This window comes from Acinetobacter terrae (assembly GCF_002135195.1).
Lineage (GTDB): Bacteria > Pseudomonadota > Gammaproteobacteria > Pseudomonadales > Moraxellaceae > Acinetobacter > Acinetobacter terrae.
In genome coordinates this window covers 283,458-297,330 of record NZ_NEGF01000003.1, presented here as the reverse complement: position 1 = coordinate 297,330, position 13,873 = coordinate 283,458, and the positions used below count along the sequence as shown (strand labels likewise).

Genomic DNA, 13,873 nt, shown 5'->3' with positions numbered 1-13,873 from the left:
AAAGCTAGGCATACACCCAGTGTAAATAAGACCATAGCGAGTAATCATAAACAGTTGTGCTGGCGACAATAGCAAGAGTGAACCACCTGATCCCTTCCCGAACTCAGAAGTGAAACCTCTTTGCGCTGATGGTAGTGTGGGGTTACCCATGTGAGAGTAAGTCATCGCCAGCTCATTATTCCTGAAAACACCCTGATCTAATCGGTCAGGGTGTTTTTTTATGCATAAATTTTTATATTTAAAAAAAGCTCCATAGGAAGCCTTTTTATCAAGTATTTGAAAAAAGTGATTATTAGATTTCTTGGATTGAATCTTGATTCTGAAAGAGTGAACATATCGATGTTTAAGCACTTCTAGTATTAAGAAATATATAAGGGTGATTAACACCTCACAAAGTCTTTAACCTTGTTAAAATTTACGTTTATGGTAAGAAAATCAGCTTTCTATGCTTTAGGCAAAAGGAATTACTAAAAGTTTAAATAAAAAATTTGGGTAAATAGAGTAGGGAATCTTTTGTAAGTGAAAGAAATCCATGTTTGTATCGTTGTATTGAATAATATATAGCGGATTTTTAATTTTTATCTATGTTATTTATAAGTCCTAACAGCTGAACTTTTTGCAAATAAAAAATCGCCATTTAGGCGATTTTTATCTTTTTAAACTAAAATTTTAAATATTTTAGTTAAACATTTGTGTTGCAGCACAATATAGAACCCAGAGAATAATAACAGCAACTACAGGTTCGAGAATTTTTGACCACCCTGGAACTGTAGTATTTACTACCGCTGCAGCATTGTGTTGATCTTCATTAGCATCAGTATGTTGTTGACTAACCATTTGATTAAACTCCTTCATTGTTGAGTCTAATGATATCTCTTCTTGCACAATTGGTTTAGAACCTTTTAGCTCTAACAGGTCGTTTGTTGACCAAACCCAATCAGGGGCTTGACCTGAAAGATGTTCAATTTGCCCTAAAAGTAATTCATGTAATCCACGAACTTCGAGATTACCAATGTCATTGAGCTGTTTAAGCTCTGCCAATTGTAAGCGCAATATCTCTGTGACTGCTGGCTCTAATTCATTTTTAGCTAATGTAGATTGATTTTTTGACGAAGTGGTTAGATGACGTGCAACCTCTTGAATAAAGAGTTCTTCGGGTGAAGAAATTTCTTGATAAACTTTTTTGTCATTAGAACGCCAAAGTGTAATCAATTTACCCAATACAAGCGCATTTATTTCTAACAAATGCTCTTTTCTATCTTCTCTAGAGTGTTGCTCGAGAAGCTGAGGCTTTTGATTGTTAATCTGCTCAGCAAAATATTGTACTAAATCAAAAGCCATCAATTTACTCCCTCTTATTTTAGTCTAATAACCGTAGGCTCGGTTTTTTCTTGGGTTGTTCAGTTTCTTCTGAAAGTGTTGTTGATTTTAAAGTATCTTCAGGGATTTGGATATCTTCATATTCATTTGGATCAAAGAATAAACCTTGACCATTTTCACGTGCATAAATGCCCATCACTGCATTTAAGGGTACATATATATCACGTGATACGCCACCAAAGCGAGCAGAGAAGGTAATTGTCTCATTGCTCATATTTAATTTATGTACCGCATGAGGGGTTATATTTAAAACAATTTGCCCATCTTGAATAAATTGTTCGGGAACCAGGGTATTCGGTTGTGTGGCATCAACAAGTAAATGTGGGGTAAGGTTGTTGTCACAAATCCATTCATAAATTGCACGAGCAAGATATGGGCGAGTGGGAGTGAGGTTTAATTCCTGATCAGACATTGAGAGATACTCTATTGATTCACTAAAATTTCACGATATTTATTTTTTTCCTGCATAGTCATAGACTTGGTAAAAGCAGAACGAGTAAATATCCGTTGGCAATATAATAAAATGGGGCGGCAATGTTGTTTAGGGAGTTCAATTCCCATTGAGTGTAACCGTAAAAAGATTGGCGCTAACATGCAATCTAAAATTGTAAAATTTTCTGACATGAAATAGGGGAAATGCTGAAATAGCGGTGTCAGAGAGATCAGTATGTCGCGCAGTTGTTTTTGGGCTTTTACCTTATCTTTTTCATTTAAGCTATCTGGATGACGCAACATAATATCTGCAAGTTTTAGCCAATCTTGTTCAAATCGCCAAATATATTGACGTTGTTCTGAGCGCGGCATAGGTGCATCAGCATACAACTTGTTTTGACGATAACGATCATCTACATATTCGGAAATGATGCTGGTATTGAATAGTTTAAGTTCATTCTCAATCAGCATAGGGACTTGGTTGTAGGGATTTAAGCTGGCGAGATCTTCATCGTCTTCATCCACAATAATAAGATGATATTTAATTTGCTTCTCGGCCAGGACATAGCGAATCCAATGTGAACGAAAGTCATCTGCATGGCTATAGAGTGTAATTCCTTGAACAGGTGCGGTTTCGACGGACATAATCCTAAACAAAGCAAAAAATGAATAGAATAGGATACTAAAATTCAACCTAAAAAGCACGAAGCATAAAAGATGAATCAGCTATAGGAGATGTAGATTATAAGAAAAAATGACTGGAGTAAGAAAATATGATAATTAAACTGGGTTTAATGATGCTTTTTATTTTAATTGCTGTTGCTAACTACTATCTCACCAAGTCCTTTTGGTGTCATGAAGGGGTGTGGGGTAAAGATGTGCATGAACAATAGAAAAATAATTGTTGTTCATAAATTTTCAGGACATAAAAAAGCCTTGGATAAACCAAGGCTTTTTGTCCGATTCGGTAAACGAATTAACGTTTAGAGAATTGAGGACGTTTACGAGCTTTACGTAAACCAAGTTTCTTACGTTCAACTTCACGAGCATCACGAGTAACGAAACCAGCTTGACGAAGAGCAGGTTTTAAAGTTTCGTCAGAAGCGATCAAAGCACGAGTAATACCGTGACGGATAGCGCCAGCTTGACCACCAATACCACCACCAGCAACAGTGATGTAAAGATCAAATTTTTCAGTAACTTCTAAAAGTTCTAAAGGTTGACGAACGATCATACGAGCAGTTTCACGACCGAAATATTGCTCAAGAGTACGATTGTTGATTACGAGTTTGCCTGTACCAGCTGACAAGAAAACACGTGCAGTTGCGGTCTTACGGCGACCTGTACCATAGTTAGTAGCCATGTGCTGTATCCCTTAGATGTCCAAAACTTGTGGCTGTTGAGCTGTATGTGGATGCTCAGTACCAGCGTACACTTTCATTTTTTTGATCATTGCATAACCAAGAGGACCTTTTGGTAACATACCTTTAACAGCTTTTTCTAAAACTGCTTCAGGTTTGTGAGCAATTAACTTCTCGAAGTTAGTCTCACGGATACCACCAGGGAAACCAGTATGGCGATAGTATTTCTTATCGTGAGCTTTTTTACCAGTCACAGTAATTTCTTCAGCATTGATTACAACGATATAATCGCCAGTGTCAACGTGAGGAGTATAAGAAGTTTTATGCTTACCGCGTAAACGACGAGCGATTTCAGTCGCAAGGCGACCTAAAGTTTTGCCAGAAGCATCAACAACATACCAGTCATGTTGAACTTCAGCTGGCTTAGCGCTGAGAGTTTTCATTAAACCACTACCTATTATAGTTGGTTTGGACTATGGAATCTGTCCAAACAAAAGGAGACGCAATTCTAAACGAATACGTGAAGAATCACAAATGAAAAAGCAAATTTCAAGCGCTGTATTTTATAGGTAAAAATAGTAATGTGCAAAGAATAATCACAACTATTTTCGTATTTTTAAAAGAATGGATAGAACTCTGAATTTTCCCAGCGCAAGATTAGGAACGGATACCTATTTTTGCTTAGAAAATAGAAGTTACGGAAAAACTTGTTTCTCTAACCCGTATATAATAATGATATTCGAGCGCAGGTTAGACGAGATGAAAATATGCTTCCTTTATATGTAACCAGTGGTGAACCTGCAGGGATTGGTCCAGACATTTGTTTAAGTTTGGCGATGCGTATTGATGAACGTCCAATTGTGATTTTGGCTGATCTCAATTTATTAAAAAAACGCGCTGAAATTCTTAATCAAACAGTTGAACTTATTGCATATCAAGGACAATCAGAATCTTCAGGGCAAGGGCAGTTATACGTTGAGCATGTTCCACTAAATACTGATGTGGTATTGGGTGAGTTGAATGCTGAAAATTCTGCTTATGTATTAGAACAATTACGTCGTTCTGCCGATTATGCGATGTCGGGCAAAAGTGTCGGTGTCGCAACGGCTCCCGTGCAAAAATCAATTATTAATCAGGCTGGCATTCATTTTAGTGGTCATACAGAATATTACCAAGAATTCGCAGGTGTTGAACGTGTCGTGATGATGCTTGCGACCAAAACTTTGCGGGTGGCACTTGCAACTACGCATCTGCCTTTACGCGATGTTCCAGATGCCATTACCAAACAACGTTTGCATCAAGTGATTGATATTTTGATTCATGATTTAAAAACCAAATTTAAGATTGAGCATCCGCATATTTTAGTCTGTGGCTTAAATCCGCATGCAGGCGAGGGTGGTTATTTAGGGATGGAAGAAATCGAAGTGATTAATCCGGTGCTTGAAAGCTATCGGGCGCAAGGCATCAATATGAGTTTGAGCCTTCCTGCTGATACCTTATTTACCCCAGAAAATTTAAAAGATGCGGATGCCGTTTTAGCGATGTATCACGATCAAGGCTTACCTGTGTTAAAATCTCAAGGATTTGGTGAAGCCATCAATATTACTTTGGGCTTACCTTTTATTCGAACTTCTGTCGATCATGGCACAGCACTCTCCCTTGCGGGTACGGGACTTGCAAAAAGTTCAAGCCTGCACGTTGCTGTCGATTTAGCCCTCGATTTGGCGCGCCACTGATTATTGTTCATCACTCACGTTGGAAATGTTTTTATGTATCAAATTAATGCCTTAAACCCAAAAGAAGAAGGGCATCAGGCTCGAAAACGATTTGGTCAAAACTTTTTACATGACCAGCGTGTCATTGCCAAAATTGTACGCTCAGTTAATCCGCGTCCAGGTCAAAACATTCTAGAAATTGGACCGGGTTTAGCCGCGTTGACCTCACCGCTAATTGGTGAATGTGATGCTTTAACCGTACTTGAGCTGGATCGTGATTTGGCAGCAGGCTTACCGGGTCGTGTACCGCATCCAGAGCGTTTAACCATTATTGAAGCAGATGCATTGAGATATGATTATTCTCAATTGTTTCAGGAAGATCGTCCATTACGTGTGGTTGGGAACTTGCCTTATAATATTTCAACACCACTTTTATTCCATCTCTTGGAATTTGGTGACAAAGTGCAAGACATGCACTTCATGTTGCAAAAAGAAGTGGTAGATCGTATTACAGCTTCGCCAAATACCAAAGAATATGGTCGTTTGTCGGTGATGATTCAGTATTACTGTAAACCGACGTTTTTATTTGAAGTACCGCCAGGATCTTTTAATCCGCCACCAAAAGTGACCTCTGCCGTATTCCGTTTAGAGCCATATGCGGTAAAACCGATTATTGCTAAAAATGAAAAAGCTTTGGCACGTCTGGTTTCACATGTATTTACCCAACGTCGTAAAACTTTGCGTAACAGCTTGAAAGGGATGTTGGTGGAAGATGCCTTCGAGAAAACCGGTATTGATCCGATGGCGCGTCCAGAAACTTTAAGCATGGCTCAATTTGTTGCTTTGTCAGATCAAATGGTGGCTTAAGTGGCACGCTCGGATATTCGATACAATTACGTCATTGGTGATGTTCAAGGCTGTTTTGAAGCTTTAAAATCCTTACTTAAAGAAATTAAGTTCGACCCCGATCAAGATTTTATCTGGTTTGCCGGTGATTTGGTTGCACGTGGTGAAAACTCAATTGGCACACTTCGTTTTGTTAAAAAACTGGTCGATCGTGGGGTCGCAGCAACGGTATTGGGGAATCATGACCTGACGCTTTTAGCCTGTGCACGTGGTTTAAAAGCGTTACAAGACAAAGATAATACCCGTGATGTAATTGATGCGATTGATAGCGATGACTTGATTGATTGGTTACGCAAACAACCGTTGTGTCTTTTCCCGAATAATCAAACGATTTTGACTCATGCCGGTATTCCATGTATCTGGTCGGCAGAACAAACTTTTGCCTTGGCTAAAGAAGTTGAAGCGATCATCAGTCATGAAGATTTTGCTGTGGTAGATGCTTTCTTGGCTGAGATGTACGGCAAAGAACCTGATCTTTGGGTAGATGATTTAGAAGGCAGTGCACGCTTACGTTGTATTACCAACTATTTAACCCGTATGCGCTTAACCAATAGCGAAGGTCGTTTAGAGTTTAGCTTTAAAGATTCACTTGATGATCCAATGCCTCAAGGTTTTAAACCGTGGTTTGAATTTGAGTCGGAAGCTGTGAAAACCCATCAACTAATCTTTGGGCACTGGGCTGCATTACAGGGTAAAACCATTAATCCACAGATTCAGAATGTCGATGGTGGCTGTGTTTGGGGTAAGCAGTTGATTGCCTATCGCCTCGAAGATAAAGAAATATTTAAAGTTGATAATCCGGTGATGTAATGTCTGGATGATTTACAAAATAAAAAAGCCACATGATGTGGCTTTTTTATGGGTATTTATTTAGTCGAGTCGAATCCAGGTTTGACTACGTCCTAAGGTTGAAACACCCATATAGGCTCTCAAGGTTAGGCGCTTACCTGTGGCATTCATTTTAATTTTGGCATCATAGAGTTTGCCTGCTAAAGGATCAATCACACGACCTTTTTCATAGTTGTTGGTTCCCTCTACATGTCTTAAGCCTTTGATGATTTCCATACCCAAAATTGGCTGGTTGGTATATGGCGCAGGGCAGTTATTACAGGTTTCTCGCGGAGAATAACCCGGTCGAGGAGTTACTTTAATAATCTTGGCGGTAAAATTATTGTTGGCTTCTTTATGAATTTTGATGATCGCTTTGGCCGCACCTGATTTATCATCAATTTGCTGCCAGGTTCCAGAAATATCTTCAGCAAAAACATTGCCACTAAAAATCACACTCGCCAAAGTTGCAAGCAATATATTCTTTTGCATATCAAACCTTTCCATAACTCATTATTTTTTATTGAGTTGGTATATTAGACTGATTATGTGATTAGTCAATATTCTGGGGAGTCTGCAAAAGATTTAATCATTTATTGACGAATGTAAAAAAGCCACATGATGTGGCTTTTTGATTGGTATTTATTTAGTCAAGTCGAATCCAGGTTTGACTGCGTCCTAATGCGGATACACCCATATAGCCACGTAAAGTCAAACGTTTACCATTGGCATTTAAACGAACTTTGGCATCATAAATTTTCCCGGCAAGCGGGTCGATGACACGACCTTTTTCGTAGTTATGGGTCCCTTCTACGTGTTTTAAACCTTTAAGGATTTCCATGCCTAAAATTGGATCGTTGGTATATGGAGCGGGGCATCTATTACAAGTTGCACGAGGAGTGTAGCCAGGACGGGGTGTAACTTTAACAATTTTACCTGTATAGGTATTATTGGCTTCTTTATCAATTTTAATAATGGCTTTAGCAGCACCCGTTTTATCATCAATCTGTTGCCATATTCCTGTGATATCCTCAGCAAAAACATGAGTGCTAAAAAGTGCACTTGCTAAAGTTGCAAGCAATAGATTCTTGAGCATATCAGACCTTCAAACATTCGTTCAATTTTTGAAAGGTTGATATATTAGATATATTAAACAATTAGTCAATATTATATTGAATTAATTAAAAATAAGTTCTTTTATACATAAAAAAAGCCACTGAAGTAGTGGCTTTTTAGCATGATACATCTGGATTAATCTAAGCGTAGCCAGGTTTGGCTTCGTCCGAGAGCTGAAATACCCACATAACCACGTAAGGTCAAGCGTTTACCACTGGCACTTAGCTTTACTTTAGCATCGTAAATTTTGCCTGCAAGTGGATCGATGACACGACCTTTTTCATAATTATATGTATCAGGCACGTGTTTTAAACCTTTCAGGACATCCATGCCTAGAATAGGTTGATTGGTATAAGGTGCTGGGCAATTATTACAGGTTTCACGAGGGGTATAACCTGGGCGAGGGGTAACTTTGGTGATTTTTCCGGTGAAAGTATTATTGGCTTCTTTACGAATTTCAATAATCGCTTTAGGTGAACCTGTTTTATCATCAATCTGTTGCCAAGTCCCCGATAGGTCTTGTGCCAATACATTTCCACTGAAAAATAAGCCAACGAAAGTAGCAAGCAAAATATTCTTTTTCATATCAATTCCTTCGATTGTGGAGTGTAATTTTTTTATCCATAAGAACATATTATGAGCGTTTTATAATTAGTCAATATATTGCGTCATAAAAAATAAAAATAATGTGAAGTATTTAAATGACTCGGAATAAAAAAGCCACATAGTGTGGCTTTTTGTCAGAATCAGTCACTTTTAATCCAGGTCTGGGTCCGACCCAAAGCAGAAATTCCCACATAACCGCGTAATATAAAACGTTTACCGTTAGGAGAAATTCGTCCTTTCAAGCCATATATTTTGCCTGTTAAAGGGTCAAGTACACGACCGTTTGCATAATTACTTCCATTGATATTTTGTAAGCCTTTAAAGACTTCTAATCCCAGTATAGGTTGATCTGTGTAGGGTGGTGGACAGCGGAAACATGTTTCTCGGGGGGTATAACCTGGGCGTGGCGTTACTTTGATAATTTTTCCGGAATAAGATCCATTGGTTTGTTTTTGAATTTCAATCAATGCTTTAGGTGAACCTGTTTTATCATCAATTTGTATCCAAGTACCAGCTATCTCCTGAGCAAAAACCGAAAAACTGCTTAATAGTGCTGCAAAAAATGCAGCAGTGATTGCTATTTTTTTCATAAAATTTCCTCATTTATATAAGTCAGCTATCCTGTTGACTTATTTTAAGGTGAGGTAGCAATACGAAATTAAGCAGTCTTCTGGAATTAAAATTTTAAGTTCTTATTCGTACTGCTCTCACCATCTATGCTGAACTGTAATGAGCATAATTTAATCTTGCTTAATCCATGTTTGGCTACGACCAAGTGCGGAAATACCCACATAACCACGTAGAGTGAGACGTTTACCATTGGCACTCAATTTTGCTTTTCCGCTGTAGATTTTACCGCTGAGGGGGTCAAGAACCCTAGCATTTACAAAGTGGTTATCATCGGCAGCTTTCAATCCGGTTAAAATATCTAAGCCTAAAATGGGTTTATTGGTATAAGGTGCTGGGCAATTTACACAGGTTTCCTTCGGGGTATAACCCGGGCGTGGCGTTACTTTGATAATTTTCGCGGTATAAGTACCATTACTTTCTTGACGCATTTCAAGAATCGCTTTTGACGAGCCTGTTTTATCGTCAATCGTTTTCCAGGTTCCCGTAATATCATCTGCCAATACATTCCCACTGAAAACTACACTAGCAAAAGCAGCACATAATATATTCTTCTTCATATCAATTCCTGCGAGTTGGAAAATATTTTTCTTATCTATATAAAGATATAATCATCGTTTAGAGATCAGTCAACCTATTGCTTCATAAAAATGAAAAATAATGTGAAATATTTAAATAACTCGGAATAAAAAAGCCACATAGTGCGACTTTTTGTCATATTTAGTCGTTTCTAATCCAGGTTTGACTACGGCCCAAAGCTGAAACCCCGACATAACCGCGCAGGGTTAAGCGCTTACCATTTGGACTTAATTTCGCTTTCATACTGTAGATATGACCGCTAAGTGGATCAATAATCTTGCCGTGAGTAAAATTGGATCCTGCTGCTGGTTTTAAACCTTTTAAAACATCCATGCCTAGAATTGGTTTATTGGTATAAGGAGCAGGACAATTCACACAGGTTTCTTTGGCTGTGTAACCTGGACGAGGAGTGACTTTTACAATTTTTGCGGTATAAGTGCCGTTGGTTTCTTGACGAATTTCAATAATCGCTTTTGAAGAACCGGTTTTATCATCAATATTTTTCCAGGTTCCCGCAATGTCTTCAGCAAAAACAGCACTACTGCTGCTAGAAAGAAGTAGGGCTGCTAAAATTTTAAAATTTCTCATCAAAAAACCTTACGATAACTTTATGAATAATTTTTATCATAAGGTCAAATTTTGACGATACAAATGTTTATTAATGATTACTCAGTCACATTTTTTGCAAATAGAGTATGAATGTCGGCAACCAGATGGCTGTAAACACGGCATTTACTGCCATGCCAAAAGCCGCATAGCGTCCTGCCACACTGCCTCGTTGCCATGCTTGTGCAGTCCCAATGGCATGTGCAGCTAAGCCTAAGGCCAGACCAGAGGCTCTTTCATCGTTAATATGACGCAAGATAAATGGAGAAAAAGCAGCACCAATAACGCCTGATAAAATCACAATTAAAATCACTAAGGTGAGTGGTGCATGTAAAAGCGTGGCGATATTAATGGCAATTGGAGTTGTTACCGCCCGAGTTGCAAATGCCATAATGCTTGCGTCAGACATATGCAATAAATAGGCAAGTCCCATCGGTAAAGCCACCGCACTAATGCTGGCAAAGACTAAAATACCGACAATGGCCTTGAGTGGTAAGTCATCATAACGCATGGCTGCAAGCGGAATAGCCAAGGCAACGGTGACATAGCCGAGTAAATGATTAAATAGCGGATTGACCTGTGTCATATAAGATTCGTAAGGAATCCCAAACACAAATAGCAATCCAATAATGAAAAACATGCCGATGACAATGACCGGAACTTGTGGAAGCTTTTTATTTAAAGGTTTGGCAATCAGATAGGCGAAAAGGGTTAATGTAAAACCGTAGAGTACTGCTAACATCATATTTCCCCTATAACCAGCGCTTGGCCATTTTTGCATAGATCCATAATGGAATCAGGGTGCTAATAAACATCACCCCAAGAAAAACAGGAATTTCCTTTCCCATGTGTACCAACATAATTAGCGAACCGGCACTAATCGGTAAAAAAGCAAAGGCACTTTCTTTCATTATTTTATTGTTGGTATCGACTAAACGCGCAGGTAATTTGTGGACATTTCTCCAAATAAGCAAGCTCAGCAACAAGCTAATCAAGCCGACCAAATTACCCAGTTCAGGGTGATTAAATTGCGTCATTAACCATACTGCTCCCTCACGAAAGCAGATGATTAAAGCCAGTGTGCCGATCCATGCTGGCCAGTCGATTGTTTTTATCCAGTCCATTTTTACCAAACTTTAAAATTATACTTATCACGTTTTAACCGATTTATCTTTTGATTTCAAATTCCTCAAGCGGTTTTTTGAATTGCGTGGCTTTTTTTCCCAGAATTTCATCAATCGGTAAATGTGCTTGTTTAATTAATTGTTCAAGTTTTGCTGGAGCAATAATGACGTGTAAATGCAGGTTGCCTTCTTCATCATAATTTTCAGTCTGAATGACATTTAGGGCATACAATTGAGTACGCAATTTTCCATATTCAGGTTTTAATACCAGCTCGAAACTTTGCAATTTTCCCATCAAGCATTCTTGAACTGCTTGACGTAACAGGTCCAAGCCCAGGTTCGCATGCGCAGATACATAGACACGATCGGGAAAATGCGGTTTAGAATACACAATTTTTGCATCTTCGCCGCTGATATCGATTTTGTTATAGACGCGAAGTACCGGGACATCGACACCAATCTCTTTTAAAACAGACTCGACCGCTTCAATTTGTTCCAGCATATCTGGACTGCTGGAATCGATGACATGCAGCAACAAGGTGGCCTCAGCTGTTTCCTCAAGCGTGGCTTTAAAGGATTCTACCAAGGCATGGGCGAGGTTACGGACAAAACCTACGGTATCGGCCAGAACCAAAGCACCAATCCCATCCCAATTTAAACGGCGTAAAGTCGGATCAAGTGTTGCAAACAGTTGGTCTGCGGCATAAACGTCAGAGCGCGCCAAGATGTTAAATAATGTCGATTTACCGGCATTGGTATAACCGACAAGAGATACCGTTGGAATAGCGGCTTTCTGGCGTGCAGAACGACCTTGTATACGAGTTTGACGAACTTTTTCCAGTTTGTCTTTTAATTGTCCAATACGTAAACGCAGTAAACGACGATCTGTTTCCAGTTGTGTTTCACCAGGTCCGCGTAAACCAATACCGCCTTTTTGACTATCTAAACTGATGCCGCTGCCGACCAGTCGTGAAGACAAATAATCCAATTGTGCCAATTCAACTTGAAGTTTACCTTCATGAGTACGGGCACGTTGGGCAAAAATGTCCAGAATGAGCCGTGTACGATCAATTACGCGGCATTGAATGACTCTTTCTAAATTGCGTTCTTGGGAAGGGGTCAGGCTATGATCAAAAATGACCAAATCTATTTCTAATTCTTTAACTCGCTCCGCGATTTCTTCTGCTTTTCCGGAACCAATAAACAGTTTTGGGTCAGGCTTGATACGTTGAGCGGTAATATGTTCTACAATTTCAGCACCCGCTGACTGGGCCAATAAGCGAAATTCTTCTGCATCAAGGTCATCTAAAAGTTGTACAGAGACACTTACTAATAGGGCGCGTTCGCCACCTTGATGTCGCTCAATATATTCCACTAAATGCTATCTCAACTACGTTAAAACTTCATTTTAGTAGAAAATAAGCACGGATAGTGAAAAATAGATCAGACTGGCTAAAGTAAGGTAACAAAACATTCAGTAAATAAAAACATCCTGCCTAAATGCAAAAGTGATTATCTTTAGATAAAACTTAAGTTATTGATAAAATTTATTATTTTAGTAGTTGGTCAGGTTGCTAACTGATGCAGATCTATTCGTATAATTTATGTTTTAGATCAAAGCATCGTGTTTATTGGTTTTAATCATTTTATTAAAAATTCAGGGTTCAGTTTTATGATCAATGCAAGATCAAAATGAACAGTATAGAATGGCAGAAAATAAATGATTAAACGCTGTGTCCGGTAATTAGTGATCAATCTATGACTCAATCCTCTGTAACTGAAAGTTCATCGTTAAATAGTATGTCTAAATTTTTCTTATATAGTAAAAAGTTATTGGCGGTTATAGCTGCGCTTACACAAGGATTTTATCTGGTTTTTCGTCACCGTTTATATAAAGACCCGAATAATCCGTGTAATACACGTTATGTACAGCATTTTTGCCGTCAATTATGCGAAGTTTTTAATCTTGAAATTCATGTACATGGTGTCATTCCACGTGAGCCAGCGCTGTGGGTGAGCAACCACATTTCCTGGCTCGATGTTGCCGTTTTGGGTTCTGGTGCTCGAGTGTTCTTTTTGGCAAAAGCGGAAATTGAAAAATGGCCCTTACTCGGCAAACTGGCAAAGGGTGGTGGAACACTGTTTATTCAACGCGGTTCTGGCGATTCGGTTAAAATTAAACAGCAAATTACCGAATTTTTAAAACAAGATATTCCGGTGTTATTTTTTCCTGAAGCGACCACTTCAGATGGTTCAAGAATAAAAAAAATCTATGGACGTCTTCTAGCTGCAGCTATAGAAGCCAACCGTCCTGTGCAAATATGTCTGATTTGTTATGTTAATCAGCATGGACAACTGGATCTGGTGGCGCCGTTTATTAATGATATCAGCTTTGCCGATCACGTCAAAAAGGTCTTGGAAATGCCTAAAGTGAAAGCGCATTTAATGGCATTACCTGCAATATCGCCTGAAGGGCATACCGTCGAAACATTGACTCAGGAAGTTCACACCAAAATGATCGAAGGTTTAGCACAGTTACATCAAATAGTGCTTAAAAGTCCAACGTGAACGGGTAATAAAAATGAATCCCTGA

At 38.8% G+C, this 13,873-nt stretch carries 18 protein-coding genes and 1 rRNA gene; 5 read left to right on the top strand and 14 right to left on the bottom strand.

All coding sequences use genetic code 11. The features are described 5' to 3' along the window. Positions 1-58 precede the first annotated feature (58 nt). Positions 59-173, top strand: a 5S ribosomal RNA gene (gene rrf / locus B9T23_RS05645). 505 nt (positions 174-678) lie between these two features. Here rrf and B9T23_RS05640 read toward each other — a convergent pair. The 5 genes from B9T23_RS05640 to rplM form a co-directional block, all read right to left on the bottom strand. Further along, a complete protein-coding gene (locus B9T23_RS05640; protein WP_086193357.1) occupies positions 679-1,341 on the bottom strand; it encodes a hypothetical protein in 663 nt (220 codons plus the stop codon). Positions 1,342-1,360: 19 nt separating this feature from the next. Further along, entirely contained in the window at positions 1,361-1,792 is a 432-nt protein-coding gene (locus tag B9T23_RS05635) for a ClpXP protease specificity-enhancing factor (RefSeq protein ID WP_086193356.1), read from the bottom strand. 11 nt (positions 1,793-1,803) lie between these two features. Beyond that, positions 1,804-2,457, bottom strand: a complete 654-nt coding sequence (locus B9T23_RS05630) for a glutathione S-transferase N-terminal domain-containing protein (RefSeq protein WP_086193355.1) — start codon at positions 2,455-2,457, stop codon at positions 1,804-1,806. Positions 2,458-2,788: 331 nt separating this feature from the next. Further along, positions 2,789-3,175 carry a 30S ribosomal protein S9 gene (rpsI, locus tag B9T23_RS05625; protein WP_067724806.1) on the bottom strand — a complete coding sequence of 129 codons (387 nt, stop codon included), beginning with the start codon at positions 3,173-3,175 and terminating at the stop codon, positions 2,789-2,791. A gap of 12 nt (positions 3,176-3,187) precedes the next feature. Next, positions 3,188-3,616 carry a 50S ribosomal protein L13 gene (gene rplM / locus B9T23_RS05620; RefSeq protein ID WP_067724808.1) on the bottom strand — a complete coding sequence of 143 codons (429 nt, stop codon included), beginning with the start codon at positions 3,614-3,616 and terminating at the stop codon, positions 3,188-3,190. Positions 3,617-3,940: 324 nt separating this feature from the next. Here rplM and pdxA point away from each other — a divergent pair, with 324 nt between their 5' ends. From pdxA to B9T23_RS05605, 3 genes are read left to right on the top strand one after another with little or no spacing between them, the layout of a single operon-like run. Continuing rightward, positions 3,941-4,909, top strand: a complete 969-nt coding sequence (gene pdxA, locus B9T23_RS05615) for a 4-hydroxythreonine-4-phosphate dehydrogenase PdxA (protein WP_086193354.1) — start codon at positions 3,941-3,943, stop codon at positions 4,907-4,909. A 33-nt stretch (positions 4,910-4,942) separates the two neighbouring features. Beyond that, positions 4,943-5,755, top strand: coding sequence for a 16S rRNA (adenine(1518)-N(6)/adenine(1519)-N(6))-dimethyltransferase RsmA (gene rsmA, locus B9T23_RS05610; RefSeq protein ID WP_086193353.1), 813 nt, complete (start codon positions 4,943-4,945; stop codon positions 5,753-5,755). A 15-nt stretch (positions 5,756-5,770) separates the two neighbouring features. Continuing rightward, on the top strand, positions 5,771-6,604 hold the full coding sequence (locus B9T23_RS05605) for a symmetrical bis(5'-nucleosyl)-tetraphosphatase (RefSeq protein WP_171263057.1): 834 nt from the start codon (positions 5,771-5,773) through the stop codon (positions 6,602-6,604). A gap of 60 nt (positions 6,605-6,664) precedes the next feature. Here the strand turns inward: B9T23_RS05605 and B9T23_RS05600 are convergent, their stop codons facing one another. From B9T23_RS05600 to hflX, 9 genes are all read right to left on the bottom strand, one after another. After that, complete coding sequence (locus B9T23_RS05600; RefSeq protein WP_086193351.1) at positions 6,665-7,114, bottom strand: DUF2147 domain-containing protein; 450 nt, start codon at positions 7,112-7,114, stop codon at positions 6,665-6,667. 154 nt (positions 7,115-7,268) lie between these two features. Then, positions 7,269-7,718 (bottom strand): DUF2147 domain-containing protein, encoded by a 450-nt coding sequence (locus B9T23_RS05595; protein WP_086193350.1) that lies wholly within the window; start codon positions 7,716-7,718, stop codon positions 7,269-7,271. A gap of 155 nt (positions 7,719-7,873) precedes the next feature. Further along, positions 7,874-8,323: a DUF2147 domain-containing protein gene (locus tag B9T23_RS05590; protein WP_086193349.1), complete on the bottom strand. Its 450-nt coding sequence runs from the start codon at positions 8,321-8,323 to the stop codon at positions 7,874-7,876. A 161-nt stretch (positions 8,324-8,484) separates the two neighbouring features. Next, entirely contained in the window at positions 8,485-8,934 is a 450-nt protein-coding gene (locus B9T23_RS05585) for a DUF2147 domain-containing protein (RefSeq protein WP_086193348.1), read from the bottom strand. A gap of 150 nt (positions 8,935-9,084) precedes the next feature. Then, entirely contained in the window at positions 9,085-9,531 is a 447-nt protein-coding gene (locus B9T23_RS05580) for a DUF2147 domain-containing protein (RefSeq protein WP_067723674.1), read from the bottom strand. Between the two features lie 160 nt (positions 9,532-9,691). Then, complete coding sequence (locus B9T23_RS05575) at positions 9,692-10,138, bottom strand: DUF2147 domain-containing protein (RefSeq protein ID WP_067723673.1); 447 nt, start codon at positions 10,136-10,138, stop codon at positions 9,692-9,694. A gap of 85 nt (positions 10,139-10,223) precedes the next feature. Beyond that, the gene (locus tag B9T23_RS05570) at positions 10,224-10,898 is read right to left on the bottom strand and encodes an LrgB family protein (RefSeq protein ID WP_067723672.1); all 675 of its coding nucleotides are present in this window, start codon (positions 10,896-10,898) and stop codon (positions 10,224-10,226) included. A 10-nt stretch (positions 10,899-10,908) separates the two neighbouring features. Further along, positions 10,909-11,280, bottom strand: coding sequence for a hypothetical protein (locus B9T23_RS05565; protein WP_086193347.1), 372 nt, complete (start codon positions 11,278-11,280; stop codon positions 10,909-10,911). Between the two features lie 43 nt (positions 11,281-11,323). Next, positions 11,324-12,655, bottom strand: coding sequence for a ribosome rescue GTPase HflX (hflX, locus tag B9T23_RS05560; RefSeq protein ID WP_086193346.1), 1,332 nt, complete (start codon positions 12,653-12,655; stop codon positions 11,324-11,326). Between the two features lie 383 nt (positions 12,656-13,038). Here hflX and B9T23_RS05555 point away from each other — a divergent pair, with 383 nt between their 5' ends. Then, a complete protein-coding gene (locus B9T23_RS05555) occupies positions 13,039-13,848 on the top strand; it encodes a lysophospholipid acyltransferase family protein (RefSeq protein WP_086193345.1) in 810 nt (269 codons plus the stop codon). Positions 13,849-13,873 lie beyond the last annotated feature (25 nt).